This is a genomic window from Achromobacter maghribensis (assembly GCF_057334215.1).
Genome location: NZ_JBHFII010000021.1, coordinates 22,039 through 44,459 on the forward strand (window position 1 = coordinate 22,039; position 22,421 = coordinate 44,459).

The 22,421-nt window shown below is 67.0% G+C and carries 20 protein-coding genes; 11 read left to right on the top strand and 9 right to left on the bottom strand.

The window, feature by feature from the left end; translation table 11 throughout:
- Positions 1-23 precede the first annotated feature (23 nt).
- A complete protein-coding gene (locus ACE039_RS09205; RefSeq protein ID WP_448711526.1) occupies positions 24-842 on the top strand; it encodes a formylglycine-generating enzyme family protein in 819 nt (272 codons plus the stop codon).
- Between the two features lie 3 nt (positions 843-845).
- Here the strand turns inward: ACE039_RS09205 and ACE039_RS09210 are convergent, their stop codons facing one another.
- Positions 846-1,619 carry a Crp/Fnr family transcriptional regulator gene (locus ACE039_RS09210; RefSeq protein ID WP_448711527.1) on the bottom strand — a complete coding sequence of 258 codons (774 nt, stop codon included), beginning with the start codon at positions 1,617-1,619 and terminating at the stop codon, positions 846-848.
- A gap of 193 nt (positions 1,620-1,812) precedes the next feature.
- On the opposite strand from ACE039_RS09210, the gene nirK reads away from it, so the two are divergent.
- Both nirK and aceE read left to right on the top strand, forming a co-directional pair.
- Positions 1,813-2,895, top strand: a complete 1,083-nt coding sequence (nirK, locus tag ACE039_RS09215; protein ID WP_485822190.1) for a copper-containing nitrite reductase — start codon at positions 1,813-1,815, stop codon at positions 2,893-2,895.
- A 185-nt stretch (positions 2,896-3,080) separates the two neighbouring features.
- On the top strand, positions 3,081-5,744 hold the full coding sequence (gene aceE / locus ACE039_RS09220; RefSeq protein ID WP_485822191.1) for a pyruvate dehydrogenase (acetyl-transferring), homodimeric type: 2,664 nt from the start codon (positions 3,081-3,083) through the stop codon (positions 5,742-5,744).
- Between the two features lie 22 nt (positions 5,745-5,766).
- Here the strand turns inward: aceE and ACE039_RS09225 are convergent, their stop codons facing one another.
- Positions 5,767-6,390, bottom strand: coding sequence for a LysE family translocator (locus ACE039_RS09225; RefSeq protein ID WP_485822192.1), 624 nt, complete (start codon positions 6,388-6,390; stop codon positions 5,767-5,769).
- A 166-nt stretch (positions 6,391-6,556) separates the two neighbouring features.
- Between ACE039_RS09225 and gorA the strand changes: the two genes are divergently transcribed.
- Positions 6,557-7,915: a glutathione-disulfide reductase gene (gorA, locus tag ACE039_RS09230; RefSeq protein WP_485822193.1), complete on the top strand. Its 1,359-nt coding sequence runs from the start codon at positions 6,557-6,559 to the stop codon at positions 7,913-7,915.
- A gap of 25 nt (positions 7,916-7,940) precedes the next feature.
- Here gorA and ACE039_RS09235 read toward each other — a convergent pair whose 3' ends face one another.
- Complete coding sequence (locus tag ACE039_RS09235) at positions 7,941-8,765, bottom strand: DUF72 domain-containing protein (protein WP_485822194.1); 825 nt, start codon at positions 8,763-8,765, stop codon at positions 7,941-7,943.
- Positions 8,766-9,072: 307 nt separating this feature from the next.
- Between ACE039_RS09235 and ACE039_RS09240 the strand changes: the two genes are divergently transcribed.
- Together ACE039_RS09240 and ACE039_RS09245 are read left to right on the top strand one after the other, a co-directional pair.
- Positions 9,073-9,705: a LysE family translocator gene (locus ACE039_RS09240; protein ID WP_485822195.1), complete on the top strand. Its 633-nt coding sequence runs from the start codon at positions 9,073-9,075 to the stop codon at positions 9,703-9,705.
- Positions 9,705-10,001, top strand: a complete 297-nt coding sequence (locus ACE039_RS09245; RefSeq protein WP_105558926.1) for a hypothetical protein — start codon at positions 9,705-9,707, stop codon at positions 9,999-10,001. Before ACE039_RS09240 ends, ACE039_RS09245 begins: the two co-directional genes overlap by 1 nt.
- A 48-nt stretch (positions 10,002-10,049) precedes the next feature.
- Here the strand turns inward: ACE039_RS09245 and pdxR are convergent, their stop codons facing one another.
- Positions 10,050-11,540 (bottom strand): MocR-like pyridoxine biosynthesis transcription factor PdxR, encoded by a 1,491-nt coding sequence (pdxR, locus tag ACE039_RS09250; RefSeq protein WP_485822196.1) that lies wholly within the window; start codon positions 11,538-11,540, stop codon positions 10,050-10,052.
- A gap of 124 nt (positions 11,541-11,664) precedes the next feature.
- On the opposite strand from pdxR, the gene ACE039_RS09255 reads away from it, so the two are divergent.
- Positions 11,665-12,393, top strand: a complete 729-nt coding sequence (locus ACE039_RS09255) for a GNAT family N-acetyltransferase (protein WP_448708827.1) — start codon at positions 11,665-11,667, stop codon at positions 12,391-12,393.
- Positions 12,384-13,268, top strand: coding sequence for a DMT family transporter (locus ACE039_RS09260; RefSeq protein WP_485822197.1), 885 nt, complete (start codon positions 12,384-12,386; stop codon positions 13,266-13,268). Before ACE039_RS09255 ends, ACE039_RS09260 begins: the two co-directional genes overlap by 10 nt.
- Positions 13,269-13,313: 45 nt before the next feature.
- Here ACE039_RS09260 and ACE039_RS09265 read toward each other — a convergent pair whose 3' ends face one another.
- The 4 genes from ACE039_RS09265 to ACE039_RS09280 form a co-directional block, all read right to left on the bottom strand.
- Positions 13,314-14,192 (bottom strand): DMT family transporter, encoded by an 879-nt coding sequence (locus ACE039_RS09265; protein ID WP_485822201.1) that lies wholly within the window; start codon positions 14,190-14,192, stop codon positions 13,314-13,316.
- Positions 14,193-14,248: 56 nt separating this feature from the next.
- Entirely contained in the window at positions 14,249-14,584 is a 336-nt protein-coding gene (locus ACE039_RS09270; RefSeq protein ID WP_006226863.1) for a thioredoxin family protein, read from the bottom strand.
- A gap of 115 nt (positions 14,585-14,699) precedes the next feature.
- On the bottom strand, positions 14,700-16,022 hold the full coding sequence (locus tag ACE039_RS09275; protein WP_310033513.1) for a Zn-dependent hydrolase: 1,323 nt from the start codon (positions 16,020-16,022) through the stop codon (positions 14,700-14,702).
- A 91-nt stretch (positions 16,023-16,113) separates the two neighbouring features.
- On the bottom strand, positions 16,114-16,908 hold the full coding sequence (locus ACE039_RS09280; protein WP_448708829.1) for an enoyl-CoA hydratase/isomerase family protein: 795 nt from the start codon (positions 16,906-16,908) through the stop codon (positions 16,114-16,116).
- 135 nt (positions 16,909-17,043) lie between these two features.
- On the opposite strand from ACE039_RS09280, the gene ACE039_RS09285 reads away from it, so the two are divergent.
- Positions 17,044-17,970: an SDR family oxidoreductase gene (locus ACE039_RS09285; protein WP_105560547.1), complete on the top strand. Its 927-nt coding sequence runs from the start codon at positions 17,044-17,046 to the stop codon at positions 17,968-17,970.
- Here the strand turns inward: ACE039_RS09285 and ACE039_RS09290 are convergent.
- Positions 17,916-18,659 (bottom strand): TetR/AcrR family transcriptional regulator, encoded by a 744-nt coding sequence (locus ACE039_RS09290; RefSeq protein WP_105560546.1) that lies wholly within the window; start codon positions 18,657-18,659, stop codon positions 17,916-17,918. The genes ACE039_RS09285 and ACE039_RS09290 overlap by 55 nt on opposite strands.
- A 101-nt stretch (positions 18,660-18,760) precedes the next feature.
- Between ACE039_RS09290 and ACE039_RS09295 the strand changes: the two genes are divergently transcribed.
- On the top strand, positions 18,761-20,383 hold the full coding sequence (locus ACE039_RS09295; RefSeq protein ID WP_485822198.1) for an acyl-CoA synthetase: 1,623 nt from the start codon (positions 18,761-18,763) through the stop codon (positions 20,381-20,383).
- Positions 20,384-20,526: 143 nt separating this feature from the next.
- Entirely contained in the window at positions 20,527-22,383 is a 1,857-nt protein-coding gene (locus ACE039_RS09300) for a phosphoenolpyruvate carboxykinase (GTP) (protein ID WP_485822199.1), read from the top strand.
- The last annotated feature ends 38 nt before the right edge of the window (positions 22,384-22,421 follow it).

A 22,421-nucleotide genomic window follows, 5' to 3' on the forward strand; every position in this document is an offset into this window, starting at 1 on the left:
GCGCGGCACCTCCGGAGCCTCGTATGCGCTTCCTTTCCATCGCGGTCCTGTCCTTGCTGACGGCCGCTTGCGGGCCGGCTGACCCGGCCCGCTCCGACTTGCCGGAACTGACTCGCCTGCCCCCGGGCGAACTGCGCCATCTGCCACCCGGCGAGGTGCTGCAAGACGGTTTCCCCGCAACGCCCGTGCCGCGGCTTGCGCACTTTCCCAAGGGCTTTTCCATCATGACCCGCCAGGTCAGCCAGGCGGAATACGCGGCGTGCGTGGCGGCGGGCGGATGCAAGGCCCTGGATGCCGGGCAACGGCGGGCGTCCGCATCCGACCGGCCCGCCATCGGCATCAGCTGGACCGACGCCAACGCCTACGCCGCGTGGCTGTCGGCGCGCACGGGGCAGCCGTTCCGGTTGCCGACGTATGCCGAGTGGGCGTATGCGGCGGGCGAGGTGTTTCGCGAGGCGCCCGCGACCGTGTTTCCGGACCGCGAAGACCCCGCGCGGCGCTGGCTGGCGGAATACGCGCAACAAGGCAGCGCGCGGACGGATGACGCCGTGCGCCCGTTCGGCGCGTTCGGCGTGAACGCCAACGGCGTGAAGGATATGGCCGGCAGCGTGTGGGACTGGACATCGGATTGCCATGTGCGCCGCGAGCTGAGCGCGCCTGAAGAGCCGGCAGGCGACGGGCCGTCCCAGGGCGTCCCGAGCGGCAATTGCGGCATTCGCGTGGCGGCGGGCCGGCACATTGCGTATTTGCCGGACTTCATCCGAAACCCCAAGAACGGCGCGTGTTCGGTCGGCGTGCCGCCCGCGAACCTGGGCCTGCGCCTGGTGATGCAGGCTCGGTAAGGGTCAATGGGGCAGGGCAGCCGAGGCCGGGGGCGCACCGTCCCGGCAAGACAGGCACGCGGCGCAATCCGCGGGGGCGGGGACGTGTCCGCACAGGCGTGCCAGCGCCGCCGGCGACCGCAGCACGATACGCATGCGTGCGCTGCCCCCGACGATGCCGCGTTGCTTCCAATCGCTTAGCAGCCGGCTGACGGTGTGCAGGGTGGTGCCGGTCATTTCGGCAATGTCCTGCCGCGTGATGGGAAAGCCGATATCGACGCCGTCGCGGGTGCGCAACCCGGTCTGCTCGACCAGCCGCAGCAGGGTGCGCGCCACGCGTTGTTCGACGTCGTCGTTCGCAAGTTCCCGGATGCGTTGGTGCGCATCTTGCAGGCGTTGTCCCATTGTGTGCAGGGCGGCGGCCGCCAGTTGCGGATGGCTGGCGGTGAACCGGGTCCAGGCCGACGCGGGCCATGCCAGGCACACGCTTTCCTGCACGGCCGCCACGGTGGCCGGATAACAGGCCTGCCCCATGGCGCAGGCCAGCCCGAACATGTCGCCCGGGTTGACGTAGCGCACGATGATCTGCTCGCCGTCGGGCGTGACCTGGGTGACCTTCAGGCAACCGTGCAGCAGCACGAAGAAGTGCGCGCCGGGCGCGCCCTGGCCATACGCCACGGCTCCGGCCTGAAGGCGGCAGGGCGTGGCGCCTTGCAGCGCGGCCCGCAATTGCGCATCGGACAGGGGGGCGAACAAGTCCAGGTTGCGCAACAGCGTGTGGCAAAGGGGCGACGACATCGCGGTGCTCCGCTTGAAGGCGTGGTGCAGTTTCCACGGCTTGATGGTGACACCGCCGCCTTGCGCCGGCAATGCGCGCGCGGGCGATGCCTGGCCGCCAGTTTGCGCTACAGCAAAGAAGGATCAGTGCGCGCGGCCTTCAATGGGCTTGCCGACAGACTCGGCGCTGAAGAATCGGAATGAGGAGTTGCACATGAATGCGTTGCGTCCCACCGTGATTGCCACGGCCTTGATTTTCACGCTGGCGGGCGGCCTGGCCGGCGCCCGGAACGCCGATGAATTGCCACGCGCCAAGGTTGCGCTGGTTGCACCGCCGCTTGTCCACCCGCATGAGCAAGTGGCCAGTTCGGGGCCCAAGGTGATCGAATTCGTCATGACCATCGAAGAAAAGAAAATGGTCATCGATGGTCAGGGCACGACCTTGCAGGCCATGACGTTCAACGGTTCGCTGCCGGGCCCGACGCTGGTCGTGCACGAGGGCGACTACGTGGAAGTGACGCTGGTGAATCCCGCCACCAACGCGATGCCGCACAACGTCGATTTCCATGCGGCGACTGGCGCGTTGGGCGGTGCCCAGCTGACCAATGTGAATCCGGGCGAACAGGCGACGCTGCGTTTCAAGGCGGACCGCAGCGGCACGTTCGTCTATCACTGTGCGCCGACCGGCATGGTGCCCTGGCACGTGGTGTCGGGCATGAGCGGCACGTTGATGGTGCTGCCGCGCGACGGCCTGAAAGACCCACAGGGCAAGCCGCTGCGCTACGACCGCGTCTACACCATCGGCGAATTCGATCTCTACATCCCGAAGGACGACAACGGCAAGTACAAGGACTACGCGACCCTGGCCGACAGCTATGCGGACACCCTGGAAGTCATGCGCACGCTGACCCCCTCGCACATCGTGTTCAACGGCAAGGTCGGCGCGCTGATGGGCGACAACGCGCTGACGGCCAAAGTGGGCGAGACCGTGCTCCTGATCCATTCGCAGGCCAATCGCGACACGCGGCCGCATCTGATCGGCGGCCATGGCGACTGGGTCTGGGAGACCGGAAAGTTCGGCAACCCGCCCCAGAAAAACCTCGAGACCTGGTTCATCCGGGGCGGTTCCGCCGGGGCCGCGCTCTATACCTTCAAGCAGCCGGGCGTGTACGCCTACCTGAACCACAACCTGATTGAAGCGTTCGAGCTGGGCGCGGCCGGACACATCAAGGTGGAAGGCGAATGGAATAACGACCTGATGCGGCAGATCAAAGCGCCCGGCCCGATCCCGCGCTGATCGTTCCGTCAGGCAAGGGCGCCATCCCGCTGGCCGGCGGCGGGATGGAATAGTTGCACTTGCAATTGTTTAAAAACCTCCCTACGATTGCAATTGCACATTATGCAATTGCAATTCACGATGTGAAATAACGGCGCCGGCTATTGCGACCCAGGCGCCGCCCACACGCCCCAAGGAGGACGCCCATGGACACCTTGATCGACCCGATCGACGCCGACCCGCAGGAAACCCAGGAATGGCTTGAAGCCATGCAGGCCGTGCTGGCCCACGAAGGCCTGCCGCGCACGCACTATCTGCTGGACCAACTGATCAACCAGGACCGCGCGGCCAACGGCCGTTATGCGGCGCCGGGCGTAACGCCCTACGTGAACACCCTCTCGCCCGGGGCGCAGACGCGGTTTCCGGGCGACGTCGGCATCGAGCTGCGGCTGGATGCCTACCTGCGCTGGAACGCCATGGCCATGGTGCTGCGGGCCGGCAAGACCTCAGGCGTGGGCGGTCACATCGCCACCTATGCGTCGGCGACCACGCTGTACGAAACGGGCTATCGACATTTTTTCCGCGCGGCCACGCCAGAATTCCTGGGCGACATGCTGTATATCCAGGGGCATTCGGCGCCCGGCATCTATGCGCGCGCCTATCTGGAAGGCCGCATTTCGGAAGCCGAGCTTGACCGCTTCCGGCGCGAGATCGGCGGAGGCGGACTCGCCTCGTATCCGCACCCGCGCACCATGCCGTCCTTCTGGCAATTCCCCACGGTGTCGATGGGCCTGGGGCCTTTGATGGCGGCTTATCAGGCGCGCTACATGCGGTACCTGGAAGACCGCGAGCTGATCCCCGAGCAAGGCCGCAAAGTCTGGGGATTCCTGGGCGACGGCGAACAGGATCAGCCTGAAACGCTGGCCGCCGTGGCGATGGCCGGACGTGAAAAGCTGGATAACCTGATCTTCGTGGTCAATTGCAACCTGCAGCGGCTGGACGGGCCGGTGCGGGGCAACGCCAAGATCATCCAGGAACTCGAAAGTGTTTACCGGGGCGCTGGCTGGAACGTCGTCAAGGTGATCTGGGGCGCCGGCTGGGACGCGCTGCTGGCAGCGGACCACGACGGCCGCCTGCGCCGCCGCATGATGCAGTGCGTGGACGGCGAATACCAGGTGTTCAAGGCACGCGGGGGCGCCTACGTGCGCGAACATTTCTTCGGCACGGATCCGGTGTTGCGGGAACGCGTGGCGCACCTGACGGACGACGAGATCGGCGCGCTGAATCGCGGCGGGCATGATGTTGCAAAGATCTATGCGGCCTACGCCGCGGCACTGGCGCATCGCGGCCAGCCTACCGTCATCCTGGCCAAGACCGTCAAAGGCTATGGGATGGGCGCCGCGGGCGAGGCCGCCAACACCAACCACCAGCAGAAGAAGATGGCGGACCCGGCGGTGCGCGCGTTCCGCGACCGCTTCGCCATCCCCGTGCCGGACGACCAATTGGAGCAGATTCCCTACATCAAGCCCGCGCCGGGCAGCGCCGAGCAGGCCTATTTCGATGCCGCCATCACGCGGGCCGGCGGCCATCTGCCGCGACGCGCCGCCGGCCCCGGGCCGCTGGCCACGCCATCACTCGACGCATTCGCGACCCACCTGAAGGGCAGCGACGGGCGCGAGTTCTCGACCACGATGGCGTTCGTGCGGGTGCTGGCGCAATTGCTGAAGGACCCGGAAATCGGCCAGCGCATCGTGCCAATCGTGCCCGACGAGTCCCGCACGTTCGGCATGGACGGCATGTTTCGGCAGGTGGGTATCTATTCCCATGTGGGGCAGCTTTACACGCCGCAGGACGCCGACCAGCTTAGCGTCTACCGCGAAGACCGCCAGGGCCAGATCCTGCAGGAAGGCATCAACGAATCAGGCGCGATGTCGTCGTGGATCGCGGCAGCCACCGCCCACAGCACGCACGGCGTGGCCACCATCCCGTTCTATATCTTCTATTCGATGTTCGGTTTCCAGCGCGTGGGGGACCTGGCGTGGGCGGCGGGCGATATCCGCGCACGCGGTTTCCTGCTGGGCGCGACCTCGGGGCGCACCACGCTGGAAGGCGAAGGGCTGCAGCACGACGACGGGCACAGCCACGTGCTGGCTTGCGTCATCCCGTCCTGCCGCGCCTACGATCCTGCTTATGCCTACGAGATCGCGGTGATTGTGCAGGACGGCATGCGCCGCATGTACCAGGACCAGGAAGACGTCTTCTATTACCTGACCCTGATCAACGAAAAGACCGCGCATCCGGCCATGCCGGCGGGGGCCGAGGCGGGCATTCTGAAAGGCATGTATCGCTTGCGCGAAGGGATGCCGGGCGCGCTGCGCGTGCAATTGCTGGGAAGCGGCGCGATCCTGCGCGAAACGCTGGCCGCGGCCGACCTGCTGCAACAGGATTTTGGCGTGGCGGCCGACGTCTGGAGCGTGACGAGCTATTCGGAATTGGGCCGCGATGGCCAGGAGGCCGAGCGCTGGAACCGCCTGCATCCGCTGGCTGACGCGCGCCGCGGCTATGCCGAGACCGCGTTGGCCGGCTGCATCGGCCCGGCGGTGGCGGCCACCGACTATATGAAGACGGTGCCCGAACAGATTCGCCCGTTCATGGCGGGCCGCCGCTATGTGACGCTGGGGACGGACGGGTTCGGAAGGTCGGATACGCGGCAGGCGCTGCGCTCGTTCTTCGAAGTGGACCGCCACCATATCGTGGTGGCGGCCCTGAAAGCGCTGGCCGACGACGGCCTGGTTGAACGCGTGAAGACGGCCGAGGCCATCGCCCGCTACGGCATTGACGCCGAAGCCGTCTGGGCCGCGTTGCCATAGGGCGCGCGTGGCGCGCCGGGCCTTAGACGCGGCGCGCCAGCATGGCCCAGACGCCGGCCACGGACAGCATGGCGCCGCCGCCCAGGTTGAAGCCGCGCTGGGCGCGGGGCGATGCCAGCAGGCGGCGGGCGGATCCCGCGAACACCGCGTACGCGGCGGCGTTGATGCCGGCGCAGGCGACGAACGTGGCCGACAGGATCCACAGCTGGCGGGTCACGTCGCCCGCCGGGTCGATGAACTGCGGCAGGAAGGCGACGAAGAAGATCATGCCCTTGGGGTTCAGCGCCGTCACCAGATACGTGTTGGCGAACAACTTCCAGCGCGAGCCCGCCGCCGTGGCCTCGGGCAGCGTGGCGGGCGCCACGCCGGCACGCAGGAGCTTGAAGCCCAGGTACAGCAGATACAGGCCGCCCACGGTCTTGACCACCGTGAACCAGAACGCCGACGCCGCCAGCAACGCGCCCAGGCCCACCAGGGACAGCACCAGCGCGGTGGAATCGCCCAGCGCCACGGCCAGCACCAGCGGCAGGCGCGCGCGCTTGCCATGCGTGATGGAATAGCTGATGACGGTGAGAATCGTCGGGCCGGGCAACATGACAAGCAGGGCCGAGGCGCCCAGGAAGGCCAGCCAGGTTTCAAGCGACATGGGAATCGTGCTCCGATCAGGGATAAGGGGCAGCTGCCGGACAGCCATGCCGGTGACTGTAGGCCAATCGCACCGCTTTGGGAATGCCCCGGAGCCGGGTGGTGTTAAATACGGTCTTCCCGAACAGTGAACGCGTGGCCGCAGGGCTTGTCGCGAAGGAAACATCATGGCATTCGATTTTGATCTGTTTGTGATCGGCGCGGGTTCCGGCGGCGTGCGCGCGGCCCGTTTCGCGGCGGGCTTCGGCGCGCGCGTGGCGGTGGCCGAAAGCCGCTACCTGGGCGGCACCTGCGTGAACGTGGGTTGCGTGCCCAAGAAACTGCTGGTCTACGGCGCCCATTACAGCGAAGACTTCGAACAGGCGCACGGCTTTGGCTGGACGGCCGGCAAGCCGTCGTTCGATTGGGCGACCCTGATCGCCAACAAGAATCGCGAGATCGAGCGCCTTAACGGCATTTACCGCAGTTTGCTGGTCAATAGCGGCGTGACGCTGCTGGAAGGCCATGCCCGCATCGTCGACCCGCATACGGTCGAGATCAATGGCCAGCGCCACAGCGCCGGCCATATCCTGGTGGCCACCGGCGGCTGGCCGCAGGTACCGGAGATCCCGGGCAAGGAACACGCCATCACCTCGAACGAGGCCTTCTTCCTGAAGGCGCTGCCGCGCCGCGTGCTGGTCGTGGGCGGCGGTTACATCGCCGTGGAATTCGCCTCGATCTTCAACGGCATGGGCGCGCAGACCATCCAGGTCTATCGCGGCCCGCTGTTCCTGCGCGGCTTCGACCAAGGCGTGCGGGAACACCTGCGCGACGAACTCGTCAAGAAGGGCATCGACCTTCGCTTCAACACGGACGTCACGCGTATCGACAAGCAGGCCGACGGGTCGCTGGCAGCCAGCCTGAAGGACGGTTCCGTCATCGAGACCGATTGCGTGTTCTACGCCACGGGCCGCCGTCCGATGCTGGACAACCTGGGCCTGGAGAATACGGGCGTCAAGTTCAAGCAGGACGGCTTCATTGACGTGGACGACGAATACCGCACCGCGGAGCCTTCCATCCTGGCCATCGGCGACGTGATCGGGCGCGTGCCGCTGACGCCGGTGGCGCTTGCCGAAGGCATGGCCGTGGCCCGCCGCCTGTTCCGCCCCGAGGAATACCGCAAGGTGGACTACAAGCTGATCCCGACCGCCGTGTTCAGCTTGCCGAACATCGGCACCGTGGGCATGACCACCGAAGAAGCCCGCGAAGCCGGCTACGAGATCAAACTGTTCGAAAGCCGTTTCCGGCCCATGAAGCTGACGCTGACCGAGTCGCAGGAAAAGACGCTGATGAAGCTGATCGTGGACGCCCAGACGGACCGCGTGCTGGGCGTGCACATGGTGGGCCCCGACGCGGGCGAAATCGTGCAGGGCATCGCGGTGGCGCTGAAGGCGGGTGCGACCAAGCAGGTGTTCGACGACACCATCGGCATCCATCCCACGGCAGCCGAAGAGTTCGTCACGTTGCGCACGCCGGTCGCGCAATAGGGCGTCGCGGACGAGACGGCGCGCGCTACAGCCGTTCGATCATGGCGCGCGCCGCGGCGGGTGCGCGCTCTTTCGCGCCATTGATGAAAAACGCATAGACGTCCTGCGGCCGTGCCGCTGCGGAAGGCTTGGGGCCGATGCGGCGCAGGTCGGCCGGATCTTCGCCGCGCGCCCAGGTGCGCAGCCGGTCGGCCCACGCGTCCAGCACCTTGGGCGCATAGCCCGCCTTGAAGGTCGGGCTGGCGCGCATCAGCCGGGCATAGACAAAATCGCCCGTGCGGTCGGCGATGGCCGGGAAATCCTCGCTGTCGGTGTAGACGGTGGCCGCGCGATGGCGGCGGGCCAGCTCCAGGTATTCATCGCAGGCAAAGCTGGGATGCCGCACGTCCAGCACGTGCCGCAGCGGCAGGCCGTCCACCTTGTCCGGCAACCATTCCAGGAACGCGCCGAAATCGTCGGCGTTGAAGGTCTTGGTGGGCGCAAACTGCCACACCACCGGCCCCAGCTTGGGCCCCAGTTCGGCGATGCCGCTGTGCACGAAGCGCCGGATCGAATCGCCGGCGCCCGCCAGTTCGCGGCGGTTGGTGGCGTAGCGCGACGCCTTCAGCGAAAACACGAAGCCGTCGGGCGTCTCGTCGCGCCATTTGGCGAACGTGGCCGGCTTCTGGGTGCTGTAGTAAGTGCCGTTGATCTCGATGGCGGTCAATTGGCGGCTGGCATATTCCAGTTCCCGCGCATGCGGCAGGCCTTCGGGATAAAACGGACCGCGCCAGGGGGCGTAGGTCCAACCCCCGATGCCGACGCGGATGATGGGGGGGCTTTCCACCACGGACGGGTGACGATGCGGCATGTCCAGGTGCTCCATGCAGTCGGAAGAACCTGACCACTGTATCGCCGCGCGCATGCCGTCGTAAAGCCTGGCGGGCCGGATCGGGCTGTCATGCCGGCGCAGTTGTGGCATCCGCGATACGGCAATTCGACCCTTTGCGAAGTTCAAAGATATGCCCCCACGCCGCCCGCGCGTTGCGGGTGTGCCGCCCTGGATTCGCCGTTCCTGGAGCGGGGCGGCACGATGACAAAAAAACACTGTTCCGATACAGTTTTGCGATAACGTGTAGGCCTCGAATCCGACTTCGCCCGGCGCCTGCCGGCTCATCATGCCTGACCTGACTCATTTGCTGACGTTCGCCCTGGTTGCGCTGGGCATGGTGCTCACGCCTGGGCCCAACATGATTTACCTGGTGTCCCGGTCCATTTCCCAAGGCCCCCAGGCCGGCCTGATTTCGCTGGGCGGCGTGGCGGTAGGATTCATCTTCTATGTGCTGTGCGCGGCGTTCGGCATCACGGCCCTGCTGCTGACGGTGCCGCTGGCCTATGACGCGCTGCGCATCGGCGGCGCGCTGTACCTGCTGTACATGGCCTGGCAGACGATCCGGCCGGGCGGCCGTTCGCCGTTCCAGGTACGAGAGTTGCCCAAAAGCAGCCCGCGCACGCTGTTCACGATGGGGCTGGTGACCAACCTGCTGAATCCCAAGATCGCGGTCATGTACGTATCGCTGCTGCCGCAGTTCATTCAGCCCGACCACGGCAGCGTCTTCACGCAGTCGCTGGCGCTGGGCATGACGCAAGTGGTGATCAGCCTGTCGGTCAACGCCGTCATCGCCATCATGGCGGGCTCGATCGCCGGCTTCCTGGCGGGCCGTCCGTTGTGGATGGTGGTGCAGCGCTGGTTGATGGGCACGGTGCTGGCCGGCCTTGCCGTGCGCATGATCATGGATACGCGCCGCTGATGGAACGGGACGACGGTTTTTTCGCGTCGCTGGGCGGCATGCTCGGCGAAGCCCTGCGGGGCATTGTGTCCGGCATCCAGTGGCTGCTGGGCGGCTTGGGCGGCGCCCTGGGTGATTTCTATGCCGGGTTAGCCCGTGCGATGGGCATGAGCCCATCCCTCTTCAACTTCGTCCTGCTGGTGCTGGGCCTGATGTTCCTGTGGGCGGCGGTCAAGGCGTTGCTGCGCCGCGCCATCGTGGGGTTCCTCTTCTGGCTGGTCCTGGCGATGCTGGTGCTGGGCGGCCTGGTGGACTAAGGCCGGCCCACACTGAAGGTGCGCCGCTTGTAGCCCGACATCCTGCGATCAGCGGCGGATTTTCAATGCGATTTCCCGTAGCCGGCCAACCAACGCCGGGAACCGTTCGGCCCCGGTGTTGCCATATCCGATCACCAGCCCGTTGTCTTCGGCGCGGGGCGTGATCGCGAACGATGACAGCGCGCCGGGATTCATCCCCAGCTTGCGCGCCTGCTCCACGATCGCCACATCGGAAAACGCCGGCGGCAGCCGCACGGTCAGATGCAATCCGCTATGGCCGCCCAGAACTTCGTGATCGATTTCCAGGTGCGCGGCCAACGCGTCGCGCAGCGCCGCCTGGCGTTCGCGGTACAGCCGCCGCATGCGGCCCAGATGGCGGGAAAACTGGCCGTTGTCGATGAACGCGGCCATGGTCAATTGTTCCAGCCGATGGCCGCCCCGCAGCATTTCGATGACGGACGGCATGGCTTGCGCCGCGATGGTTTCGGGCAACACCAGGAAGCCCAGGCGCAGGGCGGGGAACATGGTCTTGCTGAAGGTGCCCACATACAGCACGGGGGCGTCGGGCAGCAGGCCTTGCATGGCCGCGATGGGTTCGCCCTGGTGGCGGAATTCGCTGTCGTAATCGTCTTCGATGATCCACGCGCCCGCGCGCCGCGCACGGTCCAGCAGGTCCAGCCGGCGCGCCACCGACAGCACCGCGCCAGTCGGGTACTGGTGCGACGGCGTGGTCTGTATCAGCCGCGGCGGGCACGTCTGCCACGCCGATTCGGGGATCACCATGCCATCGGCATCCACGCGCATCGCCACCACGTCCAGGTCGCCCGCATGGAAGGCTGATTTGGCCCCGCGGTAGCCCGGGTCTTCCAGCCAGGCGGTGTCGCCGGGGTTGGTCAGGAGCTGGACGCACAGCGCCAGTGCGCCCTGCGCCCCTTCGGTGATGACGATGCGCGAGGCGTCGCAGCGCACGCCGCGCGATACGCGCAGGTACTGGGCGATGGCTTCGCGCAGCGCGGGTTCGCCCACCGGGTGGCCGTAGCCCAGCGTGGTGGCCGGGGCGGCCTGCAGCGCTCGGTCCTGCGCGCGGCGCCAAGCATTCACTGGAAACTGCGTCAGCGCCGGCGTGCCGGGCGTCATGGGCAGCGAGCCATCGTGCAGGTGTCGCGTGGATACGATGCGCGACAGGCGTTTGGCGGTGAAGGAGGCCTCGGCAGGGGGCGGCGCGGCCTGCCTGGCAGCGTTGCTGGCCGTCGCCGACAAGGGCGCCACGCGCGTGCCTTGCCGGTCGGCGATGACATAGCCTTCGGCCGTCAGTTGTTCGTAGGCGATCAGCACCGTGTTGCGCGAAATGTCCAGGTCTTCGGACAACGCGCGCGAGGACGGCAGTTTGCCGCCAGCGGGTAATTGACCGGCCAGAATGGCCTGCTTCAGCCGCTGAATCAACTGGCGCTGCCGGGGTAACGCGCCGGGCCCGCGCGCCAGCGGGCTGGATAGCAGTGCCGCGTCCTTGGGGACGTCCTGAGAGGGAAGGGGATTCATGGCCCTATTAAATTCAAGGATCGTGGTGCTTTTTATGATGCCACGATTCCGATATCGTGAGGTCATGCGTGTTGCGTCCGCCACCGCCCGGCGACGCGCGCTAACCAGGATGAGGCTCTGTAGCATGCAACCCCGCGTCAATGCTTTCCAACAACCCATTGGCCCCGATGTTCCCGGCTGGACGCCACGCGCGCGTCCGCCCCTGACGCCCGCCATCGGACAGTATTGCCGGCTGGAACCGCTGTCCGCCGAGCGCCACGCCGCGGATCTGTATCAGGCGTTCAGCCAGGCGCCGGACGACAGCGACTGGACGTACATGGGCGTCGGCCCGTTTGCCGACGAGGCGGCCTACCGGGCGTTCGCCGAGTCCGTGCAGGCGGGCAACGACCCCTTGCATCACGCCATCATCGACCTGGAAACGGGGCGCGCCATCGGCACGCTGGCGCTGATGCGCATTGATCCGGCCAACGGCGTGATCGAAGTGGGCTTCGTGTCGTTTTCGCGCCAGCTGAAACGCACCCGTATCGCGACCGAGGCCCAGTTCCTGCTGATGCGCCGCGCCTTCGACGAACTGGGTTATCGCCGCTATGAATGGAAGTGCGACAGCCTGAATGCGCCGTCGCGCAAGGCCGCCGCGCGGCTGGGATTCCAGTTCGAGGGCATCTTCCGGCAAGCCACGATCTATAAAGGCCGCAGTCGCGATACGGCGTGGTTTTCGATCATCGACGGCGAATGGCCGGCGCTGCGTGCCGCCTACGAACACTGGCTGAACCCCACGAACTTCGACGCCGAAGGCAATCAGCGCACGGGTCTGGCGGAACGGATTGCCCGGGAAAAGGCCGCGTGCGTCTGATCCCGGTCGCGCTTGCGTTGTTCTGGGGGCTGAACTGGCCGGCGGTGAAGATCATTTTGTCGATCTTCCCGCCGTTCACGCTGCGTGTCATCGGCCTGGGCAGCGGCGCGGTGCTGTTGCTGCTGCTGGCGCGCGCCAAGCGGGTGGCGCTGCTGCCGCCGCGCGCGTCGTGGGTAGGCATCGTCGTGGGCGGCATCTTGGCCGTGGCGGTGTTCAACCTGGCGGTGGCGTGGGCGCAGCTTAGCACCAGCACATCGCGCGCGGCCGTGCTGACCTTCACGATGCCGATGATGTCGGCGGTGCTGGCCTGGGCCGTGCTGGGCGAACGCCCGGACCGGCGCCGCGCCGTGGCGCTGGGGCTGGGCGCGGTGGGCGTGGCGATCCTGGCTTGGCCAGTGCTGCGCGCGGTCTTCGCCCAGCACGACATCGCCGCGACGAAGGGCCTGGCCTTTCCGTTGATCGCCGCCTTCGGCTGGGCGGCGGGCACGGTCTACCTGAAGCGCTGGCCGGTGGCCGGCAACCGGATCGTGGTGACAGCCTGGCAACTGGTGGTGGGCGCGGCCTGCGCGTTGACGGGCATGCTGATCGCGGGCGAATCGTTTCCAATGCAAGGCTGGAACGTGCAAGTGGCCAGCGCGCTGGCGTATCACATCATTCTGGGTACGGCCGTGGCGTATTGGCTGTGGTTCGTGCTGAGCGAAAAGGTCAGCGCCACGGTCGCGGCGTTGACGACCCTGATGGTGCCGGTCGTCGGGGTGCTGGGTGCCATGGCGTTGGTGGGCGATCGGCCCGCCGCGGCGGATTGGTGGGGATTCGCCTTCGTGCTGGCGGGCGCGGCGCTTATCGTGCTGAACCTGGGCAAAGGGCGGGGGTGACTTGCCCGGGCCCATTCTGTTCCAACCCATCGGGCCGTAAGCCGGCTACCCGCGTCGCCTGCGCAACAGGTTCCTGATCATTTCACTGCCGCTGACCAGCGTGATGCCCGCCAGCACCAGCGCGGCGCCGATGACAAAGCCGGGATCCAGCGGTTCGTCCAGGATCAGCACGCCGAAGCTCACGCCGAACAGCGGCGTCATGAACGACAGGATCGATAGCCGCGACGCAAGGTAGCGGCGCAGCAGCCAGAACCAGGCCAGGTAGCTGGACAGCGCCACCACCACGGATTGGAAGGCCACGCTAAGCACCGCCGCCTGCGTGTAGCGGATGGCGTCCTGGCCCGTGGCGGCGGCATACGCCAGCAGCACGGCGGCGGCCACGCCCATCTGATAGAACAGCGTCTTGGAGGGCGCGGCTTCAGACAGGGAGGTCTTGCGGATGGCGACCGTGGTGGCGCCCCAGAGCAGGCCCGCCGCAAGGCCCATGGCGTCGCCCAGCAGCATATTGGCGGCGCCTGCCTGCGCGGGCTTTCCCAGGAATGCCACCGCGATGCCGCCGAATGCGATCGCGACGCCCAGCCACTGCAGCGGTTGCATGCGCTCTTCGGGCAGCAGCCAGTGCAGGCCCAGCGCGGCGAAGATGGGGGCGGTGTACAGGAACACCGACATGTGCGAGGCCGTGGTGTAGAGCAGGCCCTGCGCCACGAACAGGAACTCGCCCGCGAACAGCAAGCCGACGACGAGGCCGGGCAGGGCGGTGCCGTCGCGGAAGGCGCGCTGGCCTTCCGCGCGCCACACGACCACCGCCAGCACCAGCGCCGCGAACGTCGAGCGCAGGCCGATTTGCATGATGGGCGCTATGTCGCTGGCCACCAGCTTGATGGCGATCTGCTGGAATCCCCAGCACACGCACAGCGCCAGCATGCCGCTGGTTGCCAGCGCGTCCAGCGGCAAACGCGTGGGCTTGGCGGCGGGCGCGCTCACGGCAGTTCGGCGGGGTAGCTGTCCAGCGCCAGGCCGATTTGTTGGCGCAGGTCCCATTCGGCCAGCGTCGACTGCACCGGTCCGAAGAAGGCGCCGTCGCGCGTGACGAACATGGCGGGCAGGTGAAAGACCTCGTAGCGTTCGACCAGGCCGCGGTTGTCGCCCGCATCCACCCAGCACACGCGTTCAACGGGCAATTCCAGCGCGGGAAGCTGCTCGCGCGCAATGCGGCAGGTGCCGCAGGTGCGGCTGTGGAAGACCAGCAGCGTCAGGCCGGGCGCATCCAGCAGGAAGCGGTCAGCGGTGCTGTCATTGAGTTCAATCTGTTCCATGGGGGCGGGGCAAGCGTGTCGTGGGCGCCAGACCAACCGGGCGCAAGGCGTCCATTATGGCAGCGTGGCGCCCGGGGGCCGGCGATACCCTCGGACGCCGAATGGGTGTGCGGGCTCAGGCGCCGCGCGGCCCGTCGCGCAATACCCGGTCCAGTTCCAGCACCGACTGGTACAGGACCCGGGTGCCGTCCAGCAGTTGCGCCGGCTCGATCCACTCTTCCGGGCAGTGGCTGCGGCCATTCAGGCACGGGATGAAGATCATGCCGATCGGGCCCGTGGGCGCCATGTACACCGCGTCGTGGCCCGCACCGCTGGGCAGGCGCATCGAGGCGTAGCCGAGCTGGTCGGCCGCCGCCTTGACCGCATCCATCACCAGCGGCGAACAGTCGGTGGGCTGCGCGCGGCTCAACGGCGTGAAGCCCGCCGTCAGACGCAGCGCCTTCAGGTCGTCGGCCACGCCGGCCATCAGCGTTTCCGGGAACGTGTCCAGCACGGCGTTGCTGTCGCTGCGCATTTCCAGCGTGAGTTCCACCCGGCCAGGAACCGCGTTGGCGGCGTTGGGCGTCATGGACAACCGGCCAACGGTGGCCACCACGTAATGCGGATTGCCGCTGGCAGCGCTGGCCTGGCGGCTGGCCGCATCGATGATGCGGGCCGCGCCCACCAGCGCGTCACGGCGGATGTCCATGGGCGTGGTGCCCGCGTGGTCGGGCTGGCCCTGCACCACGATCTGCACGCGGCGGATGCCGACGATGTTGGTGACCACGCCGATCGGCAGGTTGCGGCTTTCCAGCACGGGGCCCTGTTCGATGTGCAGTTCGACGAACGCGGCGGTGCCGCCGGCGCCGCGCAACGGCGCATGCAGCGCCGCCGGGTCGCCGCCGACGCGGGCGATGCCTTGGGCAAGCGTCTCGCCGTCCGGGTTGCGGGCGGCCAGCATGTCGGCGCTGAGTTGACCCGAGAGCGCGCGGCTGCCCACGCAGGAAATCCCGTAATCGCTGGGCTCTTCGGACAGGAAGTCGATGACCTCGAACGGATGCGCCAGTTCGATGCCGTGGTCTTGCAGGGTGTGCGCGACTTCGATGCCGGCCAGCACGCCAATGATGCCGTCGAAGCGGCCGCCGGCCATGACGGTGTCGCAATGCGAGCCGGTGGCGATGGGCTTGCGGGCGGCGTCGCGGCCGGCGCGGGTGCCGATCAGGTTGCCGCCGGCGTCCACGCGAGTGGCAAGTCCTGCGGCTTCGAACTCGCCGCGCAGCCAGGCGCGGGCCTCGTCGAACAGCGGCGAGAAGGCGCGCCGCGTCCAGGGGACGTCGGGCAGCGTGAAGCGCGACAGGGCTTCAACACGGGCCCACAGGCGGTCGGCGTCAAGCGGAGGGAACGGGAGGGAGGGGGAAGCAGGCGAAGAAAGCGAGGAGGGGGGCATTGCGTGCGGCATGAAGATTCCTGAAGATGCGCCACAGATTATGTCATGGCGATGCCGGCCGCCTCGTTCAGGGGGCGTGCCGGCCTACGTCTTCGCCGCGCGTTCAGGGCATCTGCCGCCACGACGGCTCGCGCTTTTCCAGGAAAGCGGCCACGCCTTCGCGGGCCTCGTTGGTGCTGCGGCAAGCCGCGATGCGCTCAACGGTGTCGGCAATCAGCGCAGCGTCGATGGGCTGGCCGGCAAAGTCCCGCACCAGCCGCTTGCTGGCCTGGACGGCGTCGGGGCCGTTGGCGCACAGCGTGCGGCAGATCGCGTCGGCTTCGTCCCGCAGCCGTTCGGCCGGCACCACGTCGTGCAGCAGGCCCAAACGCAGCGCGGTGGCCGCGGTGAAGCGTTCGGCCGTCAGGAAATAGCGGTTGGCCGCACGCTCTCCCATGGCGCGGATCACATAGGGGCTGATGGTGGCCGGCAGCAGGCCCAGGCGGGTTTCGGACAGGCAGAAGTGCGCGCTGTCCGCCGCGATGGCGATGTCGCAAGCCGACAGCAACCCCATGCCGCCGGCGTAGGCGTCGCCGTTCACGCACGCCACCACCGGCTTCGGGCAGGCCCAGATCGTGTGCAGCATGTCGGCCAGCCGGGTGGCGTCCGCGCGGTTGTCGGCGTCGGTGTGCGTGGCCATCTTGCGCATCCAGTTCAGGTCGCCGCCGGCGCAGAACGCCTTGCCTGCGCCTGTCAGCAGCAGTACGCGCACGCGGGAATCCTGGGCGGCATCGGCGACGGCACGGGTAAGCGCTGCGATCAGCGTCTCGTCGAAGGCATTGCGCATGTCGGGCCGGTTCAGCGTCAGGCGGACGATGGCGCCATCGTGGGCGACATCCAGCGGGGCAGGCAGAGTCATAGGGGGCTCTCGTGTGTTGAATTTGGCTCAATAAGCGACGTTCGAATCTGTCTTGATTCTAGGGTTATTTCGGGTGCTGCGCGATTTATTCCAAGTGGTTATTGAGTTATCCTCAAAAAAATAATGGAGCGAGACATGAATCCACAATCAGGCGCCGCCGCTGATCAGCGTTATGCATCGGTGTTCCGGCCGGGGCTTTACGACGGCAAGACCATTCTGGTGACGGGTGGCGGCAGTGGGCTGGGGCGTTGCACCGCGCACGAACTGGCTGCGCTGGGCGCGAGCCTGGCGCTGGTGGGCCGCAAGCTGGACAAACTGGAGGCGGCGGGTGTGGAACTGGCCCGCATTTATCCGGAAGCGGCCGGGCGCATCAGCCTGCATGCCTGCGACATCCGCGACGAAGCCGGCGTGCGCGACGCCGTCAGGGACGTACTGACGCGCCACGGCGCGATCGACGGCTTGTTCAATTGCGCCGGGGGGCAGTTCCCGGCGCCGCTGGACCACATCAGTTTCAATGGCTGGAACGCCGTGGTGCAGAACAACCTGCACGGCACCTTCCTGATGGCGCGCGAGGTCTATACGCAGCACATGCGCCAGCATGGCGGGGCCATCGTCAACATGCTGGCGGACATCTGGGGCGGCATGCCCGGCATGGGGCATTCGGGCGCGGCGCGCGCCGGTGTCTGGAACCTGACCGAAACCGCGGCCTGCGAGTGGGCGCACGCGGGCGTGCGCGTCAATGCGGTGGCGCCGGGCTGGATCGCATCCAGCGGCATGGATAGCTACGACGACAAATACCGCGCCGTGCTGCGCGAGCTGAAGACCAAGGTGCCGCTGCAACGGTTTGGAACCGAGGCGGAACTGGCGGCGGCGGTCGTGTTCCTGCTGTCGCCCGCGGCGGCCTTCATCAACGGCAGCGTCATCCGCGTGGACGGCGGCGTGCCCAACGCCCGGCATTCGTGGACCTTGCGGCCCGCCGAGCGCGGCGACGTCTATAGCGGCTTTCCTCAGTATGTGCCGCCGTCCTTGTTCGCGGACTCGTCCGATACGTCGGACGCCTGAAGGCGATGCAGCGCGTCGCGCACTTCTCCGCGGAACCGGGCCAGCGCCAGCGTGTCCTGGCGGGGCGGCTGCAGGGCTTGCCACAGGAAGCCGACCAACTGGTCGGCCGTGGCCGCAACGTCGACCCGCGTGCCGCGCAGGATGGCGTCCCACAGCACATGCTCCATCGGGCCATAGACCGACGAACGCAACAGCCGCAACGGCATGTCCCGGCGGATGTCGCCGTCTGCCTGGCCCTGCGCCAGGATGCGCATCAGCGGCGCGGTGTACCGGCGCTGCAACCCGGCGTAGATGTCGCCGAAATCGTCATTGCGGGCGCGGCCTTCGGAGAGGATGAAGGCGCACAGCCCCGGCCCTTCGGCCAACAGGTGCCGCAGGTGCGTATGCACCAGGTAGTGCAATTGGGCGCGGGCGCCCTGCACGTGGGGAAGGCTGTCTTCGACCTTGCCGATGATCTCGTCGTACCAATCGCTGATCACCCGCACGCACAGTTCCCGCTTGCCGCCGAAGTAAGTGAATATCGTGGCTTCGGATACGCCCAGCCGCTGGGCGATCTCGGTCGTCGTGGCCGCCTGGAAGCCCGCCTCGGAGAACACCTGGCGGGCCATGTGCAGGATGTCCCGGATGCGCTGTTCGGATTTGGCGCTGGCCGGGGGGCGGCGGATCGGGACGGCGGGGGTTTTTTCCATGCGGACGGCAAAGCGGCGGGTAGACGGGGCTTATTATTGAGCCAGGGTCAAGCAAGTTGAGCAAGCCCTGGATGATCCATAACAACATCAGAGACTAAACCATGCTGTCCCGAGCGGAATCCTACAAGCAGCTTGTGTCCCAATTCCAATGGCAGGTGCCGGCGGCGTTCAACATCGGGGTCGACGCCTGCGACAAATGGGCGGACGGCAGCGCACGCGTGGCCTTGATCTACGAAAAAAGCGACGGTGCGCAAACGCGCTACACCTTCGACGACATCAAGGCGCAGTCGAACCGCCTGGCGCACAGCCTGACGCGCCACGGCGTGCAGCGCGGCGACCGTGTGGCGGTGTACCTGCCGCAAGCGCCCGAGACCGCGGTGACGCACATCGCCGTCTACAAGATGGGCGCGGTGGCGGTGCCCCTGTTCACGCTGTTTGGCGTCGACGCCATTCAGTACCGGTTGGCCAACAGCGGCGCGGTCGCGCTGGTCACCGACACCGAGGGCTGCCGCAAACTGCGGGAAATTCGCGCCAGCCTGCCGGACCTGAAGGTCATCTATTGCATCGACGGCGAAGGCGAGGGCGGCACGGTGCCGTTCCATCCGGCGCTGGCGGCCGAATCCGACGACTACACCCCGGTGGCCACGGCGGCGGACGACCCCGCCGTCATCATCTATACGTCCGGCACCACGGGCAAGCCCAAAGGCGCCCTGCATGCGCATCGCGTCCTGCTGGGGCACCTGCCCGGCGTGGAGATGTCGCACGAGTTCTTCCCCGAAAACGCCAAGCTGATGTGGACGCCGGCCGACTGGGCATGGATCGGCGGCCTGTTGGACGTGCTGCTGCCGTCGTGGCACCACGGCGTCCCGGTACTGGCGCGCCGTTTCGAGAAGTTCGACGGCACCTCCGCCCTGGAACTGATGGCGCGCCACGGCGTGACCCACACCTTCCTGCCGCCCACCGCGCTGAAGATGATGCGCGGCGCGGCCTATCCCGACGCGGCGGGCCCCCTGGCCCTGCGTTCGGTGGCCAGCGGCGGCGAATCGCTGGGCGCTGAATTGATCGACTGGGGCCGCCGTGTGCTGGGCGTCACCATCAACGAGTTCTACGGGCAGACCGAATGCAACATGCTGGTGTCGTCGTGTTCGTCGCTGTTCGACCCGGAAATCGGCTCGATCGGCCGCGCCGCGCCGGGGCACCGGGTGGCTATTGTGGATGACCAGGGCGTGGAAGTGGCTGATGGACAAGAGGGCAACATCGGCGTATTGCGGCCCGATCCCGTCATGTTCCTGGGGTACTGGAATAACCCCGCGGCCACCGCCGAAAAATTCGTGGGCGACTACCTGCTTACCGGCGACCTGGGCGTGCGCGACGCGCAAGGTTTTATCCGCTTCGTGGGCCGCAACGACGACGTCATCACCAGCGCCGGCTACCGTATCGGTCCTGCCCCCATCGAAGACTGCCTGATCGGCCACCCCGCCGTGCGCATGGCGGCGGTGGTGGGCGTGCCGGACGAGCAACGCACGGAAATCGTGATGGCCTATGTGGTGCTGAACGATGGCTTCGACGGCGACGACGCGCTGATCAAGGCCCTGCAGGCACATGTTCGCACCCGCCTGGCCGCGCACGAATACCCGCGCGCGATCCGGTTTGTAACCAGTTTGCCTACCACCGCCACGGGTAAGATCATCCGTAGGGAGTTACGCGACGGCCACTACGGTTGAGTCGGTCTCAACCCGTGACAAACTCGTCCATGTGGATGGGTTGACGGGTTGCCCAGCGCTGCAAGTATGATGGCGCAAATTACATACGGCCCCAGCTGAATTGGGGCCGTATCACCATTTGTCTAAGTATGGAGATAGCCCCAATGAATAAGCCATTGGATGGGGGCCTGGCAGCGTTGAACGTGCCGGCCTACGTCAAGCATCGCGGCCTGATCGACTGGGTGGCCAGTGTTGTCGCGTTGGCCAAGCCGGATCGCGTCGTGTGGTGCGACGGTTCGCAAGAAGAATATGACCGCCTGTGCGAACAGATGGTCCAGTCCGGCACGATGCGCAGGCTGAATCCCGCCAAGCGGCCCAATTCCTTCCTGGCGTGTTCGGATCCCTCCGACGTCGCGCGCGTCGAAGACCGCACCTTCATCTGTTCGGATCGGGCCGAAGACGCCGGCCCCACCAACAACTGGGCCGACCCGGCCCAGATGCGTGACACCCTCAATGGCCTGTTCGACGGCGCCATGCGCGGCCGCACGCTGTATGTCGTGCCGTTCTCGATGGGCCCGCTGGGCTCGGACATCGCCCACATCGGCGTGGAACTTTCCGACAGCCCCTATGTGGCCGTGAACATGCGCATCATGACGCGCATGGGCAAGCAGGTCTACGACGTGCTGGGCGCCGACGGCGACTTCGTGCCCTGCGTGCACTCCGTGGGCAAGCCCCTGGCCGCCGGCGAAGCCGATGTGGCCTGGCCGTGCAACCCCACCAAGTACATCGTGCATTTCCCCAAAAGCCGCGAGATCTGGAGCTACGGCTCGGGCTACGGCGGCAACGCGCTGCTGGGCAAGAAGTGCTTTGCGTTGCGCATCGCCTCCACGATGGGGCGCGACCAGGGCTGGTTGGCCGAACACATGCTGATCCTGGGCGTGACGTCGCCCAAGGGCCGCAAATACCACGTGGCCGCCGCGTTCCCGTCCGCCTGCGGCAAGACCAACTTCGCCATGCTGATTCCGCCGCAAGGCATGGACGGCTGGAAGGTCACCACCATCGGCGACGACATCGCCTGGATCAAGCCGGGCGCCGATGGCCGCCTGCACGCCATCAACCCGGAAGCCGGTTATTTCGGCGTGGCCCCGGGCACCAGCGAGCAGACCAACTTCAACGCCATGGCCACCCTGAAGGCCAACGTCATCTTCACCAACGTGGCGCTGACCGATGACGGCGACGTCTGGTGGGAAGGCATGACCGACACGCCGCCCGCGCACCTGATCGACTGGCAGGGCCAAGACTGGACGCCCGCCATCGCGCGCGAAACCGGCCGCAAGGCCGCGCACCCGAACGCGCGCTTCACCGCGCCGGCCGCGCAATGCCCGTCCATCGATCCTGAATGGGAAAATCCCGAAGGTGTGGTCATCGACGCCTTCATCTTCGGCGGCCGCCGTTCCACCACGGTGCCGCTGGTGACCGAGGCGCGCAACTGGGTCGAAGGCGTCTACATGGCCGCCACCATGGGCTCGGAAACCACCGCTGCCGCCGTCGGGCAGCAGGGCGTGGTGCGCCGCGACCCCTTCGCCATGCTGCCGTTCTGCGGCTACAACATGAGCGACTACTTCAACCACTGGCTGAAGCTGGGCAAGCAGATGGAAGCCGCGGGCGCCACCTTGCCGCGCATCTACTGCGTCAACTGGTTCCGCAAGGGTCCGGACGGCAAGTTCGTCTGGCCCGGGTTTGGCGAAAACATGCGCGTGCTGCGCTGGATGCTGGGCCGCATCGACGGCCAATCCAAGGGCGTGGACCAGGTGTTTGGCATTTCGCCCAGCTATCAGGACATCGACTGGACGGGGCTGGAATTCACGCCGGACAAGTTCGATCAGGTCATGTCGGTGGACGCCGGCGCCTGGCGCGACGAACTGGCGCTGCACGATGAACTGTTCGGCCAACTGGCCCAAGGCCTGCCCGAAGACCTGCCGGCCACCAAGATCAAGATCGAAGGGCGCCTGGCAGCCTGACCGCTGACTGTGTCCGAAAAGCGCGCGCGCCGCATAGG